The following is a 15768-nucleotide window of genomic DNA, read 5'->3' as shown; positions in this document are numbered from 1 at the left end:
CAAATTGCCCGGGAAATTGTTTGTGCGAGCATCTATATACTGGCTGGGCACGACCTCAGACGCCTCAAACCGGCGCCCCCATGACCTTCCCAGGAGGAAACAGTGACGTCTCCCACGATCACGCCCGACGAGCTGACCGGCACTTGGACGATCGACCCGGTGCACAGCCGGCTGGGCTTTGCCGTCCGTCACGCTGTGGTAACCACGGTTCGCGGGAGCTTCGGCAGCTTCGAGGGGACACTGAACCTCAACGGCACCGAGCCGCTGTCGTCCAGCGCCACCGTGACCATTTCCACCGCCAGCATCGACACGGGCAACCCCGATCGGGACGGTCACGTGCGCAGCGCCGACTTCCTCGACGTCGAGCAGTACCCGTCGATCACCTTCCTCAGCAGCAGCGCGAAGAGCGGCGGCAGCGACACCAGCTTCATCCTCAGCGGTGACATCACCGTCCACGGCGTGACCAAGCCGATCGACCTCGAGATCGAATTCGGTGGTTCCGCCAAGGACCCGTTCGGCAACACCCGCGCCGGTTTCGAGGGTTCGGCGACGATCAGCCGCAAGGAGTTCGGGATCACCTTCAACGCTCCGCTGGAGAGCGGTGGCCTCCTCCTGAGCGACAAGATCAAGATTGAGCTCGACATTTCGGCGATCAAGTCCGTCTGATCGACTCCAGCCCTGCCCGGATCGTTCTCGCGCCACCTTCGGACACCGCAGCCACAGCCACGGGCAAATCCGCGAGCGGCGCGAGAACGATCCGCGGACCATCCGGATCCGCAGCGGCGTCGAGCGTCATCACGAACCCGAGAACCTGCTCGGGATCATGAATGATAGGTACCTCTACAAACTGTGGCCCATCGGGCACCAACGATTTGATCTAGAAAAACCACTGGTACATAAGGGAAAGTGCCCTTGGTAGGAATCGGACCTACGACCTATCGCTTAGGAGGCGATCGCTCTATCCACTGAGCTACAAGGGCGTACCAAGAGCATAGCCGTGATATCGCAGCCAGCTCACGCATCGGCGTGGGTGGCAGGTAGCCGACGCGGTGCCGCCGGGCCCCGCCCCGCCCCCGCGGGCGCCGAGCCCGTCCGGTCAGCCGAACTGTTCGGCGAGAGCGACGAGCTCCTTACACCGCGGGCACACCGGGAACCGCTGCGGGTCCCGCACCGGTTCGAACTGGTAGCCGCACAGTGCGGTCACCCGGCCGCCTTCGATGGACGCCCGGACAATCTCCTCATGGCGCGCGTAGTGGGCGAAGTCGTTGCCCTCGTCCGTCCCGCTGTGGGTGGTCTCCGGCGCGATCTGGGTCGAGCTCATGGATCCAAGTGTAGGACGTCTCGCCACGATCTCCGATTCCCGATCGAACCCACCCGAGGACCGATCGGGCGGGACTGCACGGCGCCTCGCGGGCGTACCCTGGTAGCTGGACGAAGGAGCCCGGTGACTGGACTTATCGACAGTACCGAGATGTACCTCCGTACCCTCTACGAGTTGAGGGAAGAGGGCATCCCGCCGCTGCGTGCGCGCCTTGTCGAAAGATTGCACGTCAGCGCTCCGGCGGCCAGCGAATCGACCTCGCGGCTGGCGAGCGAGGGGCTGGTCGCCCTCGCTGAGGACCGCACCGTGCAGTTCACCGAGAAGGGTCTCGCCCGCGCGACCGCGGTCATGCGCAAACACCGCCTGGCAGAGCTGCTCCTCACCCGGGTGATCGGCCTGGACTGGGCTCTGGTCCACAACGAGGCGTGTCGATGGGAGCATGTGATCTCCGACGAGGTGGAGATGCGGCTCACCGAACTCCTCGGCGACCCGAAGAGATGCCCGTTCGGCAACATCATCCCGACCGGCTCGTTCGACCGCCCGGCCGGGCCCCGGCCACCGGCTCCGCTGAGTCTGCTGGCCGCCGCCGACTTCGCGGGTTCCCGAGCGACCCCGGTCACGGTCAGCTGGATCTCCGAGCGTCTGCAGACGGACGAACGCACAATGCGCCAGCTGCGCGACGCCGCGGTGATCCCAGGCGCCACAGTGATCGTCCGTGGGCGCGGTGACGTCATCGAGATCGTGTCTCCGGAGGAGACCCCGGGGGGCGACGAAGCCACCGCTATCGAGCTTTCGCGGCGGGGCGCGGCGCTCGTCTATGTCGAGCGGTCCCTCGCGAACGTGGCGTGAGCGCTGCGGGGTCCCGATATCATCCACCCGGCCGTACGGCCCCGGCGAGCCTCGGCCACCAGACGTCCTCAAGGCGCACCACAGTGCCTGTGTGCGGTGCGTCGATCATTTTGCCGGCGCCGATGTAGATCCCGACATGATGTAGATCAGTACCGAAGAAGAGCAGGTCACCCGGGATGAGCTCGGCGGTGGACACCTGGCGTCCTTCGTTCCACTGCGCACCGGTGTAGTGGGACAGCGCGACTCCGGCTTTGGACCACACCCACTGGGTGAGCCCCGAACAGTCGAAGGCGTTCGGGCCGGCAGCCGCCCACATGTACGGTTTGCCGAGCTGCGCACGGGCCTCAGCCACCGCGACCGCCGCCCCGCCTCCGCCTCCGCCTCCGCCTCCGGACACGCTTCCGCTTCCGCCTCCGCCCACGGTGGGTGGGGGTGGCGGGGGCGAAATCGGCGTGTCGGTGAATCCACGACCGGCACTTTCGGTTAGTTTGCTGAGACTACGTAGTTGCTCCTGTTCGGCTACGGCCTGCGCAGCGCGTGCGGCCGCGGCCTGTGCGGCCGCCTGCTCACGGGCACGAAGAGCCGCGGCCTCGTTTTCACGCGCCTGCCGCACAAGATCGGCCTGACGGGCGACCAGTTCGCCGAGCAGTGCCCGCTGTGCCCTGATCGATGTCTCGATGCTCTGCTTCTGGTTCTCAAGAGATGTGACCTCGCGATGCTGCTCGTCGAGTGCCAACGCGGCGCCGGCCTGTGCGTCGTTGAGATCATGCCGTGCTGCCCGCAACTGAACCTCCGCATCCCTGCCGCGGCGGGCGAGCGCATCCATCGCGCCGGCCCGATCGAGCACGGTTGCGGGGTCGCCGGACAACAGGACCGACAGCTGTTCGAAGTCACCGGTCTGAAAGGCGACAGATCCAACAGTGCGACGCTTTTCCTGCGCGGCCCGTACAGCGGCATCGGCACGCCCGACATCGTCCGCAGCCCTTACCGCAGCTTGTTCGGCCGCACCCAGCCGCAACCGTCCGGCATTGAATGCTTCGGTGACGACCTCGGTCGAACTGGTCAGGTCGGTCAGCCGTTGGCGGGCACCCGCTATGGCTTCCGTGATCTTATTTATGTCGTCGGCTCTGGCCGGGCCGGCAGCGGTCGGCACAAGCATGATCGCGCCGATGAGTGCCCCGAGTAGACCCATGGCAAGAGACCTGCGCGCGAAGACCCGCCGTCGGCCTTCGAGGACAGCAAGCAGCCGTTCGCGAAAGTGGACAAAAGCGCATGAATCAACGCAAAAGTTATTATTACTATCTGCATCTGAATCGCTACACACAGGCAGATACAGTAACCCTCGGTGCCAGTAGAATCACGCAAACGCGCCGGTCGACACGGAGAGCCATGCGGGACACCATGCAGAGCCATCTGATCAAACCACGGGCCACCCAATTCGGCGATTTCACACATCAGAAACAGCGAAGCTACCAATTCGCAACAGATCCTCTCGACCCTTCGGCCGAAGGATCCGGAACGACGGACGTAGCCGCGAACCGGGGCAAGCATGGTCCGCGCGGGCGCGCGGGGCGATCGACGGGAGAGACATGAACCCAGATCAGCTTAAAGAGCTCCAGGACGGGATAGCCAGCGCATCGGGAGTCGGCAGCACCGCCTGGATCCTGGCCGCCTCCGCGCTGGTACTCCTGATGACGCCCGGTCTGGCATTCTTCTACGGCGGGATGGTCCGATCGAAGAACGTCCTCGGGATGCTCATGCAGAACTTCTTCTGCATGGGTATTGTCAGCGTTCTCTGGGTACTGATCGGTTACAGCATCGCATTCGGCGACAGCAACCAGATCTTCGGCGGCTTTCACTTCGCCCTGCTCAACCACATGAGCGAGCCGGTTCCCGGCTACGCCGAGGTGACATTTGCAGCACCCTACGAGACGAACTCGCTCGCCCAGGTGATCCCACCCATCGTGTTCGTGGCCTTCCAGCTCATGTTCGCGATCATTACACCGGCGCTGATCACCGGTGCGACGGCCGACCGCTGGAAGTTCGGCGCCTTTGCCGTTTTCATCACAATTTGGTCACTTATCGTATATTCACCGGTGGCACACTGGGTCTTCTCCCCGGAAGGCTGGCTATTCAAGAAGGGCGCCGAGGACTTCGCCGGTGGCACAGTCGTCCACGCGAACGCCGGCGCCGCGGCCATCGCCGTGGCACTTGTCCTCGGCCGGCGCAGAGGCTGGCCGGGCACCAGCTTCCGGCCGCACAACCTGCCGTTCGTACTGCTCGGCACCGGTCTGCTCTGGTTCGGCTGGTTCGGGTTCAACGCCGGGTCCGAGCTCGCCGCCGACACCCGCGCCGGCTTCGCGTTCGTGAACACCAATACGGCGACCGCCGCCGCCATGCTCGGCTGGCTACTCGTGGAGAGGATCCGGGATGGCAAGGCCACCACGCTGGGTGCCGCCTCCGGCGCGGTTGCCGGTCTGGTCGCCATCACCCCCGCCTGTGGTTTCGTCTCGCCGGTCGGCTCGATCTTCATCGGGCTGATCGCCGGCGCCGTGTGCGCCCTGGCCACAGCGATCAAAGGCAAGGTCGGCATTGACGACGCCCTCGACGTCGGCGCCGTCCACCTCGTCGGCGGTGTCCTCGGCGCCCTGCTGATCGGTTTCTTCGGCACCAGCGACGTCGCTCCCGGCTACAGCGCCGACGGCATCTTCTACGGCGGTGGCGCCAGCCTGCTCGGCAAACAGGCGCTCGCGGTCGTCTCGGTGGTGGCCTACTCATTCGTCGTGACGTTCATCATCGCGTTCGTCATCGACAAGATCTACAAGATGCGGCTGTCGCCGGACGAGGAGCAGGAGGGCATGGACTTCGTGCTGCACGGTGAGACCGCGTACGAGTTCGTCTCGCTCGGCGGGGGCTCCGCATCGTTCGCGTCCACGGCCAGGACCACCGAGGAGGGTCAAGCGTGAAACTCGTGACCGCGGTTATCAAGCCGTTCAAGCTGGATGATGTGAAAGCTGCGCTGGAATCTCTCGGCGTGCACGGTCTGACCATCTCCGAGGTCCAGGGTTTCGGTCGACAAAAGGGCCACACCGAGGTCTACCGGGGCGCCGAATACAAGGTCGACTTCGTCCCGAAGATCAAAATTGAGATCGTCGTGGATGACAACGCCGTTGAGGAGCTGGTGACCGCCATCACGACCGCTGCACAGACCGGCAAGATCGGCGATGGCAAGGTCTGGGTGGTGCCGGTCGAGACGGTCATACGGGTTCGCACCGGCGAACGTGGATCAGACGCCCTGTAGAACCGTGCGCCTCACCGGGACCGTGCGCCTCACGCGGTCCGCAGCGATCGGAATGGCGATCGGAATGTGGTGGTGACCGACAGGATCGCGGCGCTGCTGGGCCGGTCCGACGAGCTCGACGCAACCGTCGGACCGGCCCTTCGCCATGCCCTGATGGAGGTGGCCGACGGCGTCCTGCGTGACCTGTTCGGCGAACCGGGCGCGGGTGTGGCTCTCGTCGCGGTCGGCGGCTACGGGCGTGGCGAACCCGCCTTCGGCAGCGATCTCGATCTGGTACTCGTCCACAACGGCCGGCGTGACGACATCGCCCGGCTGGCCGACGCCATCTGGTACCCGCTCTGGGACGCCGGGGTCGGTCTCGACCACAGCGTCCGGACCGTCGAGGAGGCCGTCGCGGTCACCGACGGCGATCTGAAGGCGGCCCTCGGCCTCTTGGACGCCCGCGTGGTCGCCGGCGACCACGCCCTGGCAGCGTCCCTTTTCAGCCACGTCCGTACCCGCTGGCGGGCCAGCGCCCCCCGCCGGCTGCCCGCGCTCGCCGACATGGTCGCCGACCGGGCCCGCCGGCACGGTGAGGTCGCCTTTCTACTCGAACCGGACCTCAAGGAGGCCCGCGGCGGCCTGCGTGACGTCCACGCCCTGGCTGCGCTCGCCGCCGCGTGGGTCGCCGAAAAGCCGTCCGAACGCGTGCTCGCCGCCTACCGGGTACTCCTCGATGCCCGCGGTGAGGTGCGCAGACTGGCCCGTGGACGCGAGCAGAACCGGCTGCTGCTCCAGGACACCGCGGCCGTCGCCACCGCCCTGGGGTACCCCGACCCACCGGCGCTCGCGCGCGCCACCGCCGACGCCGGCCGCACGATCTCCTGGACCTGGGACGTCACCTGGTACCGGGCCTCAGCCGGGTTGCGGCCGTCCTCGCGCTGGCGCCGGCACCGCCCGGTCCGTCGTCCTCTCGATGAAGGCGTGGTCGAGCAGAACCGTGAGGTGCAGCTCGCCGGGGACGCCGACCCGGCGAACGATCCGACGCTGACGCTACGCGTCGCCGCGGGGGCCGCCCGGGCCGGCGTGCCCATCGGGCGATACGCGCTGGACCGGCTTGCCCGCGAGGCCCCACCCATGCCGACACCGTGGCCGGCGGCGGCGCGCGACGCGCTGGTCTCCCTGTTGGCCACGGGCCCACCCGCGGTCGCGGCCATGGAAGCCCTTGACCAGGTCGGCCTGCTCGTCCGGTTGCTGCCCGAGTGGGAGCGGGTACGCAGCCGGCCGCAGCGCAACCCGTACCACCGCTTCACCGTCGACCGGCACCTGATCGAGACAGCGGCGGGCGCGGCGGCGGCGACCCGTGACGTGGACCGGCCCGACCTGCTCCTGCTCGGCGCCCTGCTGCACGACATCGGCAAGGGTTGGCCCGGCGACCACACCGAAGCAGGCATCGCGGTCGTCGCAGACCTCGCCCCCCGCCTCGGACTACCGCCCGCGGACACCGACATTCTGGTGACGATGGTGCGCCATCACCTGCTGCTCCCCGAAGCCGCGACCCGTAGGGACATCGACGACCGCACGACCATCGAGGCGGTGGCGCGGGCCGCCGGCAGCCCTCGGGTGCTCAGGCTGCTGCACGCCCTGACCGAAGCAGACTCGCTCGCCACCGGCCCGACTGCGTGGAGCCCGTGGAAGGCGCGGCTGGTCGGTGATCTGGTCAGCCGGGCGATGGCGGTCTACCGCGGCGAGCAGGTGCCCTATCCCCCCGCCCTCAGCGAGCGTCAGCAGGCCCTTCTCGCAGGTGCGGACGAGTACACAGTGGCGGTCAACCCGCTCCCGGACGACGGCATGTTCGAGATCGTCGTGGTGGCGCCCGACCGTCCCGGGCTGCTGGCTGCCACCACCGGGGTGCTGGCCCTCAACCGTCTTGACGTGCGCCGGGCGTCCGCCCGCAGTTCCGGTGGCCGCGCCCTGCTCCAGGCGGCGGTCTCGACGTCGGTGGCCGGGGTGGGACCGTACGAGGAGACGCCCAGCCCCGCGATACTGCGCGGCGATCTGCTGCGTTCCCTGGCGGGCACCCTTGATCTGGATGCCCGGATCACCGCGCGGGAACGGGCGTACGCGGGCACGCGACGTGGGTTCACACCCGCACCGCCACGGGTCATCTTCGACGACTCCGGCTCCGACACCGTTGTCGAGATCCGGGCTCCCGACCGGGCCGGCGTGCTGTTCCGCATGGTCCGGGCGCTGTCAACCGCCGGGCTGGGCGTCCGCACTGCGATCGTGACCACGATCGGTCTCGACGTCGTGAACGCGTTCTACGTACGGGAGGCCGACGGCGGCGCGCTGATCGCGACGCAGCGGCGGGAGCAGGTGGCCGACACCGTGCTGGCCGCGCTGCGACCACCGCCGGAGGCGCAATAGATGATCACTAGGAAGCGATGCGACCAATGATTGACAGCACGCCCGTGACGCAGTTCACAATAGTGGAAGGACGCCAGCAAGATCGCTCCAGATGTGGTGGCTATACTCAGAACGCACGTTGGAGGCTTCGCCTAGTCCGGTCTATGGCGCCGCACTGCTAATGCGGTTGGGGGCATCAACCCCCTCCGGGGTTCAAATCCCCGAGCCTCCGCCCTCAACCTGGGAGTCCACGCAGATGCGCGGGCTCCCTTCGGCTGTCAGCGCTGACCTTCGGCGCCTCCGAGAACACGAACACCGCTGAGATCACAGCGGACGCACTACCAACACTCGCACCTCACATGTCATCAGCGTTTACCGGACACGCCCGCATTCGCACACCAGGCTCGCTACATCCGGACGGGTCCGGACCGTCGGGAGAGGTGGGTTTCGGTGCTGACCGACGACGTGGCCTCGGTGGTTCTCGACGCGCTGCCGACCGCGGTCGCGGTACTCGATCCCCACGGCACGGTGCTGACGCTCAACCAAGCGTGGCGACACGGCGCCGCGACCGGAATCGCCCTTGTCCCCGTCCGGCCGGGCGGATGCTGGCTTGCCGCCTGCGCCGCCGCAGGCACGAGCGCGCACCTGCCGCACCTCGAACAGCTCGCGACCATGACCAGGCAGCTGCTGGACAACCCTCGCAGTCCCTCCCATATGGAGATCCACTATCCGGGACCGCATGGTCCCCGCTGGTTGTACGTACAGTTGCGCCCGCTCGTCGGCGGCCGCGGGCTCGTCGTCCTGGTGGATGACGTCACCAAACGTCACGATCTCGAAGACGAGCTGCGCCATCACGCAACGCACGACGCACTGACGGGCCTCGCGAACCGACTGCCGGTCACCCAGCGGCTCGCCGAGCTCTGGAGGGGAGCCACCGGCACAGCCCGCGAGCAGACCGCCGAGCAGACCGCAGGCCAGGCCACGGCTCGGGACGCGGATCGGGCCACGAGCGGGGACGGCATCCATCCGGCCGCCTTGTTCTTCCTGGATCTGGACTCCTTTCGCAATATCAACAACGCGTTCGGCTACCGGATCGGTGACATGGTCCTGCGGACCACCGCGGCCCGGCTGACCTCCGCACTGCGTCCGACCGACCTGTTGGCCCGCTGGGGAGGGGACGAGTTCGTCGTGGTGGCGGGTCACCTGACCAGCACAGACGCGGCAGCCCTGGCCGAAGCCCTGACCCGGTCCCTGACCGAACCGCTGGCCGTCGACGGCCATCAGATCAGGATGTCGGCCAGCGTCGGGATGGCCATGCTCAGCGCGGCCACCGGGTCCGGCGGCCACCAGCGACCAGGACGCTCCTCCTCCGGTGAACCACCATCCCCGGACGCTGTGGAGCTCGTCCAGCTGGCGAGCGAGGCGCTTGTCCGCAGCCGGCTCCAGCACCGCCGTCGGCCCCGGCCCTTGCCCCGGCCATAGCGACAGGGACCGTACCAGCGCGCGGCCCACCCGAAACCGCCACCCGGCCGACACACGGCCGGCAGGAGGCCCACACGCGGCTATCCACCGGTATCCGGGATAAAGCCTGTTATGTCGGTATCAAGCCGTATGGTGCGGCCATGCGCCTGACACTGACAGCGGCCGATCCGGCCCACGACGTCAGTCTCGACGTCGTACTGGACGCCGATCCGGACATGCCGGTCAGTGCGGTCGCCGACGCCCTGGCGAACCACGTCCGACCCGGCCGTTTCACGCCGCTGGTCGGCGGGCGGTCCCATGACCGTCCGCCGGGCCGGCATCGCCTGTTCGTCGACGGCCGGCCCATCACCGAGGCACTCTCGCTCGCCGAGTCCCCGATCCGCGAGGGCACCCTGATCAGCATCGACTCGCCAGCGGGCTGGCTGCCCCGGGAACCGCCCGGCCTGATCGAGGTCCGGGTGATCGGCGGACCGGGCGCGGGTGTGGTCCACCGGCTCGGGCCGGGCGAGTTCGCCGTTGGCTGCGGGGCGACCTGCGCCGTCCGGCTGGATGATCCCAGCCTGGCCGCCGAAATGATGACGATCACCGTGATGGCGGACGGCTCGTGTCGCCTCACACCTGCAGCCACCGACCTCGGGCGGCAACCGGCCGGCGTCCTGGTCGACCGTGAGCCGTTACAGGCTCCGATCGACCTGCCGGCCGGCGCCCAGATCACGGTCGGGTCCGTGCTGCTGGCGATGAGCGCGCCCAGCCGGGCCGATGCCGCGCTCAAGCCGTCCGACGACGGGGCGGGGCTCGACTTCAACCGACCGCCCCGGCTGCTCCCGCCGATCCGCCGGACGCGCTACAAACTGCCCGGCGAACCCACCGAGCCAGAACGGCGTCCCATGCCGATTCTGATGGCCGTCCTGCCGCTGGGCGCGGGCGTGGCCATGGCCTTCCTGTTCAAGCAGTACTACTTTCTGTTGATGGCCGTGATCGGCCCGCTGGGAATGATCGGGATGCATGTCTCCGGCAACCGTCACGGCCGGCGCAGCTACCGCAAACAGCTGGCCGACTACCGCAGGCGGCGGGAAGATGTCGAAGCCGACGCACGGCAGGCGCTGGTCATCGAACGCTCGGCCCGGCGCGCCGACTTTCCCGATCCGGCAACCGTCCTGCTCACCGCCGTCGGGCCGCGCGGGCGCCTGTGGGAACGCCGCCGGGACAACCCCGATTACCTGCGCCTGCGGCTGGGCACCGCTGACCTGCCCAGCGAGGTCGTGATGGAGGACCCGGCTGCCCAGGAACACAAACGCGAGATCACCTGGACGGCACCGGACGTCCCGGTGACCGTGGCCCTGCCCGAGCGGGGCGTGTTGGGCATCGCCGGGCGCGGCGACCTGCCCCGGGTGCTCGCCTGCTGGCTGATCGCGCAGGCCGCGACCCTGCACAGCCCGCGTGACCTGGCCATCTGCATTCTCACCGACAGCTCCGGTGCGGCTGCGTGGCAGTGGGTGCGATGGCTACCGCACTGCCGGCCGAGCGAAGGGCAGAACACCACCGTCCTGCTCGGGACCGACGACGAGTCGCGAGCCCGGCGGATCGGCGAGCTGATCAGTCAGGTGACGGCACGAGCGGACACTCGGGCGAAGGCGAGCGGCAGTAACCCGCCGGCCGACGGCCCGGATGTGCTGGTCGTCATCGACGGCGCACGTCGGCTGCGGTCCGCGCCCGGCATGATCACAATTCTGCGGGACGGACCCGCAGTGGGCATCCACTCGATCTGTCTGGACCGCGACATCCGGCTTCTGCCGGAGGAATGCCAGGCCGTGGCGGAGGAGCGGCAGACTGGCCTGTGTCTCGTGGAGATGCGCACCGAGATCGTCCATGACGTCCGCCCGGATCTCGTCGCGACCGCGCTGCCGACCGATCCCGACGCTGTGGTGACGGCAGCCGGGGCCGCGGCCTGGTGTGAACGGCTGGCCCGCGCGCTGGCACCGGTCCGCGATGTCGGCGGAGACGACGAGGCGACGATCCCGGCCGCCGCCCGACTCCTTGACATCGTCGGCCTGGAACCCCCGACCGCGGCGGCGGTGGCCGCCCGCTGGCTTGTCGCCCCCCGCAGTACGACCTTCCCGGTGGGCCTGTCGCTCGACGGCCCGTTCGCGCTGGACCTACGCCGCGACGGCCCGCACGGACTGATCGCCGGCACCACCGGATCCGGCAAGTCCGAGCTGCTGCAGTCGATCGTGGCGTCGCTCGCCGTCGTGAACCGGCCGGAAGAGATGACGTTCGTACTCGTGGACTACAAGGGCGGCAGCGCCTTCGCCGACTGCGTCCGGCTACCGCACACGGTCGGCATGGTCACCGACCTCGACACCCACCTGGTGACCCGCGCGCTGGAGTCGCTGTCGGCCGAGCTCCGCCGACGCGAGCACATCCTGGCCGATGCGGGCGCAAAGGATATCGAAGACTACGCACTCCTGGTCGCCGCGCAGACGCGCCGCACACCGACCAGCCCGGTCCCGGCATCGGCATCGCCACCGGCGCCGGCGCCGCTGCCCCGGTTGTTGCTCGTGATCGACGAGTTCGCCTCGCTCGCCCGTGAACTGCCCGCTTTCGTCACCGGTCTGGTCAACATCGCGCAGCGCGGCCGATCGCTCGGCATCCACTTGTTGCTCGCGACACAGCGGCCCAGCGGGGTGGTGTCGCCCGAGATCCGGGCGAACACGAACCTGCGGATAGCGCTGCGCGTCACCGACACCTCGGAGAGCTCCGACGTCATCAACGCGCCGGACGCCGCACGCATCTCACCGTCCACCCCGGGTCGTGCCTACGTTCGGCTGGGGCACGCGTCGCTCGTCCCGTTCCAGGCCGGCCGGGTCGGTGGTCGTCGACCGGCCGGGGCCACCGCCGTTTCCATGAACACCGCTGTTTCCGGAGCCGCTGTTTCTGGAACCGCGGCCAGGCCTGGTGTCGGGCGGAGGAGCGATTACCTCACCCCACCGTGGGTAACCGAACTGACCTGGTCCGCATTGGGCCAACCGCCGCCGACACCGCCCCGGCCACGATCATCCGACAATGAGATCACCGACCTCAAGGTGCTCGTCGAAGCGATCCGGGAAGCCGCCATCACCCTTGCAATCCCACCACAACACAGTCCGTGGCTGCCGCCGCTGCCCGAACGGCTCGCCCTACGGACGCTGCCGGGGTCCGTCCCCACGGGCCCGCACGCGTTGCCACCCATCCCGATCGGCCTGTCGGACCACTGCGACCGCCAGGCCCAACGTCCTTTCACGATCGACATCGAGAACGGGGGTCATCTGCTCTTCGTCGGTTCACCGCGATCGGGACGATCAACAGCCCTGCGTACCCTGGCCGGATCGATGGCAGTCACCGTATCGTCCGCCGACGTTCATCTCTACGCGCTGGACTGCGGCAACAACGCACTTGCACCCCTGGCCTCGTTGCCGCACACCGGGGCCGTGGTCAGCCGGGACTCTCCCGAGCGGGTTCAACGGCTCTTCGCCCGACTCATCGCCGAGATCGTCGAACGGCAGGAGGGCTTTGCCGCTCGCGGATACGCAGACCTCGCCGAGCAACGATCCGTCGACCGCGACCACCCGCTGCCGTACCTGATCCTGCTGATCGACCGCTTCGAGGGCTTCCTGGCATCCTTCGAGGACGTCGACGGCGGAGCACTCGTGGACATGCTGACCCGGCTACTGCGGGAAGGACCATCCGCCGGCCTGCGGGTCGTCATGACCGGTGATCGACGCAGCGCGTCCGGACGGTTCAGCGGTGCCATCGAGAACCGGTTCGTGCTGCGGATGGCGGACCGATCCGACTATGCGATGGTGGGCCTCGCCTCGGGCACCGTGCCCGACACGCTGCCGCCGGGGCGTGGATTTCAGGCGGAGACCTCGGTGGAGACCCAGATCGCACTGCTCGCCGATGATCCGTCCGGCCGTGCGCAGGTCACGGCGTTGCATGAAATCTCCATGGCCGCTGCTGTTCGTGACGGAGTGCCACCGGGACCAGCCACCGGCGCCCGAACCGACTACCGGCGGCCGTTTCGCATCGACATGCTCCCGGGACGCATCACCGTCGCCGAGACCGAGGCGCTACGCCCGGGACGACGATCATCGTCTCCGACCGAGGGAGCAGGGCGATCGACATCGCTCGTCGCGTTGATCGGCGCGGGTGGCGATGAACTCGCCCCCATCGACATCGATCTGGCCGCCGACGGACCGGGGTTCGTCGTCGCCGGCCCGGCGCGCTCCGGGCGGAGCTCCGCGCTGCTGACGATGGCGGAATCGCTGCTGGCCGGCGGCGCCCAGCTGCTTGTGGTGACCCCGCGGCGCTCGCCGCTGTCGGCGCTCGCGGGCCGTCCACAGGTGATCGACGTACTCGGTGCGGATGCGACGGCCACCGCCATCGATACCGCATGCGCCTGCGTCGGGCTGCCGGGCGGCCTGGTTGTCATCATGGATGATGCGGAGCTGCTGGCGAACGCGCCCCTGGCTGACCGGATGACCGAGTTCATGCAAACCGCCCGCGACGCCGGGCACGCGTTCATCGCGGCCGGTACCACCGCGGATCTGACCAGCCAGTACCGAGGGTTCATGGTGGACGCCCGCCGGTCACGAAACGGGGTGATCCTGGCGCCGGCCCTGCCCAGTGAAGGAGATCTCTTCGGCATACGGCTATCGCGTAGCAATTCCGCGACCATGCCTGTCGGTCGCGGGTTGTTCGTACTCCGGGGCAAGACGACGCCCATCCAGGTCGCCTTCTCGACGCCTGGATAGCGTTCGCTGGCAGCACGCACCTGCGGGCGACCGAGGAAGGCCACTACTCATGCCTGACGTGGAGCCGGCCGGCTCGCTCAAACGACGCCTCGGTCCGGGTGACGCGGTAATCATCGGTCTCGGATCGATGATCGGTGCGGGCGTGTTCGCGGCCTTCGGACCGGCCGCGGGCGCCGCGGGAGCCGGCCTCCTCATCGGCCTCGCGGTCGCCGCGGTGATCGCCTACTGCAACGCGACCTCGTCGGCACAACTGGCGGCCCGCTACCCCGAGTCCGGCGGCACCTACGTGTACGGGCGCCGCCGCCTCGGCGCCCTGTGGGGCTATCTCGCCGGCTGGGGATTCGTGGTCGGCAAGACCGCGAGCTGCGCCGCCATGGCTCTGACCATCGGGGCCTACGCCTGGCCCCAGCATCCCCGCCCGGTCGCGGTCGCCGCCGCGGCGTTGCTGACCGTGGTCAACTACTTCGGCGTCGCCAAGACCGCCCAGTTGACCCGACTGCTGGTCGCGCTAACCCTGATCGCGTTGACCCTTGTGGTGATCGCATGCCTGGCCGGTGGCACGGCGGACGCCGATCGGCTGAGCCCGATCTGGCCCGGCGGCGGGCTGAGCGCCGTCCACGATGTCCTGCAGGCTGCGGCACTGCTGTTCTTCGCGTTCGCCGGATATGCGCGGATCGCCACTTTGGGCGAGGAGGTCCGCGACCCCACGCGGACGATCCCACGGGCGATCCCTGCCGCGCTCGGGATCGCGGTCGGCGTCTACCTCCTTGTCGGGTTGTCCGCTCTGCTGGCCGTCGGCCCTGACCGGCTGGCGGCCGCGGTTGACCCCCTCGCAGTCGCAGTCAGCGCCGGCAGTCTGCACTCGCTGGCTCCCGCGGTCCGCCTGGGGGGTGTGCTGGCGAGTCTCGGGGTGCTGTTGTCGCTGCTTGCCGGGGTCGGGCGCACCACCTTCGCGATGGCGCGGGAACGGGATCTACCCGGCTGGCTTGCCGCGGTGCATCCGCGCCACGGCGTTCCACACCGGGCAGAACTGCTGCTCGGTGGCGCGGTCATCGTCATCGTCACCCTGGCCGATGTTCGGAGCGCAATCGGGTTCTCCAGCTTCGCGATCCTCGTCTATTACGCGATCGCCAACGCCAGTGCATTCACTCTGGACGGCCCGCAACGGCGCTGGCTACGCCCGCTCGCGCTGGTTGGCGGCGCCGGCTGTGTCATCCTCGCGTTCACCCTGCCGGCCGCCAGCATCCTCGCCGGCATCGGGGTCCTCGCCGTCGGCATCGCGATACGAGCCGCACGGTCAGCGGGATGCCGCAAGGTGCCCGCCGTCACGGACGAATCGGAAGGTTGAGGTCACCGCGTCGAACAGGTCGTGCAACGCGTCCACGAGCACCACGTTCGGGCTGGAGCAGGCGACCAGGGCGACCTGGTCCGACTGTGGGATGGGAACAAAGGTCTGCATTGTCGTCGTCCTGATCCAACCGGCCCGATCAGGCAATGTGATGTCCTCGACACCGTGGGAACGGGCGGCCTGCCCGGCCTGCGGAAGATCAACGAGTGTCACCGTCGTCCAGGTGTCATCCGGTGATCGGGCGACCTTCTCCGACAGCGTGGCCATGATGGCGCCCGGGGTGACTCCAGTC

10 protein-coding genes, 2 tRNA genes and 1 pseudogene are annotated in these 15768 nt (G+C 68.5%); 9 read left to right on the top strand and 4 right to left on the bottom strand.

What is annotated here, in order from left to right:
- Positions 1 to 102: 102 nt before the first annotated feature.
- Complete coding sequence (locus tag U9978_RS08805; RefSeq protein ID WP_322760575.1) at positions 103 to 666, top strand: YceI family protein; 564 nt, start codon at positions 103 to 105, stop codon at positions 664 to 666.
- Positions 667 to 907: 241 nt separating this feature from the next.
- On the opposite strand, the gene U9978_RS08800 is transcribed toward U9978_RS08805, so the two are convergent.
- Positions 908 to 980, bottom strand: a tRNA-Arg gene (locus U9978_RS08800).
- Between the two features lie 116 nt (positions 981 to 1096).
- On the bottom strand, positions 1097 to 1321 hold the full coding sequence (locus tag U9978_RS08795; RefSeq protein ID WP_322750662.1) for a DUF3039 domain-containing protein: 225 nt from the start codon (positions 1319 to 1321) through the stop codon (positions 1097 to 1099).
- Positions 1322 to 1444: 123 nt separating this feature from the next.
- On the opposite strand from U9978_RS08795, the gene U9978_RS08790 reads away from it, so the two are divergent.
- A complete protein-coding gene (locus U9978_RS08790; protein WP_322760574.1) occupies positions 1445 to 2170 on the top strand; it encodes a metal-dependent transcriptional regulator in 726 nt (241 codons plus the stop codon).
- Between the two features lie 19 nt (positions 2171 to 2189).
- On the opposite strand, the gene U9978_RS08785 is transcribed toward U9978_RS08790, so the two are convergent.
- Positions 2190 to 3362 carry a C40 family peptidase gene (locus U9978_RS08785; RefSeq protein WP_322760573.1) on the bottom strand — a complete coding sequence of 391 codons (1173 nt, stop codon included), beginning with the start codon at positions 3360 to 3362 and terminating at the stop codon, positions 2190 to 2192.
- A 397-nt stretch (positions 3363 to 3759) separates the two neighbouring features.
- Between U9978_RS08785 and U9978_RS08780 the strand changes: the two genes are divergently transcribed.
- The 7 genes from U9978_RS08780 (at position 3760) to U9978_RS08750 (ending at position 15476) form a co-directional block, all read left to right on the top strand.
- Complete coding sequence (locus U9978_RS08780) at positions 3760 to 5136, top strand: ammonium transporter (protein ID WP_322760572.1); 1377 nt, start codon at positions 3760 to 3762, stop codon at positions 5134 to 5136.
- Positions 5133 to 5471 carry a P-II family nitrogen regulator gene (locus U9978_RS08775; RefSeq protein ID WP_322760571.1) on the top strand — a complete coding sequence of 113 codons (339 nt, stop codon included), beginning with the start codon at positions 5133 to 5135 and terminating at the stop codon, positions 5469 to 5471. Before U9978_RS08780 ends, U9978_RS08775 begins: the two co-directional genes overlap by 4 nt.
- 72 nt (positions 5472 to 5543) lie before the next feature.
- Positions 5544 to 7877 (top strand): [protein-PII] uridylyltransferase, encoded by a 2334-nt coding sequence (locus U9978_RS08770; RefSeq protein ID WP_322760570.1) that lies wholly within the window; start codon positions 5544 to 5546, stop codon positions 7875 to 7877.
- 120 nt (positions 7878 to 7997) lie between these two features.
- Positions 7998 to 8088: transfer RNA gene (locus tag U9978_RS08765), tRNA-Ser, on the top strand.
- 218 nt (positions 8089 to 8306) lie between these two features.
- Positions 8307 to 9338, top strand: coding sequence for a diguanylate cyclase domain-containing protein (locus tag U9978_RS08760; protein WP_322760569.1), 1032 nt, complete (start codon positions 8307 to 8309; stop codon positions 9336 to 9338).
- A 140-nt stretch (positions 9339 to 9478) separates the two neighbouring features.
- Positions 9479 to 14128, top strand: coding sequence for an FtsK/SpoIIIE domain-containing protein (locus U9978_RS08755; protein WP_322760568.1), 4650 nt, complete (start codon positions 9479 to 9481; stop codon positions 14126 to 14128).
- Between the two features lie 49 nt (positions 14129 to 14177).
- Positions 14178 to 15476: an APC family permease gene (locus tag U9978_RS08750; RefSeq protein ID WP_322760567.1), complete on the top strand. Its 1299-nt coding sequence runs from the start codon at positions 14178 to 14180 to the stop codon at positions 15474 to 15476.
- On the opposite strand, the pseudogene U9978_RS08745 reads toward U9978_RS08750, so the two are convergent.
- Positions 15426 to 15768, bottom strand: a pseudogene (locus U9978_RS08745) (hypothetical protein); the annotation flags it as partial. The gene U9978_RS08750 and the pseudogene U9978_RS08745 overlap by 51 nt on opposite strands.

It is taken from the genome of Protofrankia sp. Cr2, assembly GCF_963555885.1.
In the GTDB taxonomy this organism is placed as follows: domain Bacteria; phylum Actinomycetota; class Actinomycetes; order Frankiales; family Frankiaceae; genus Protofrankia.
Note: the sequence above shows the minus strand (reverse complement) of the source record. Positions and strands in the feature narration are given on the sequence as shown.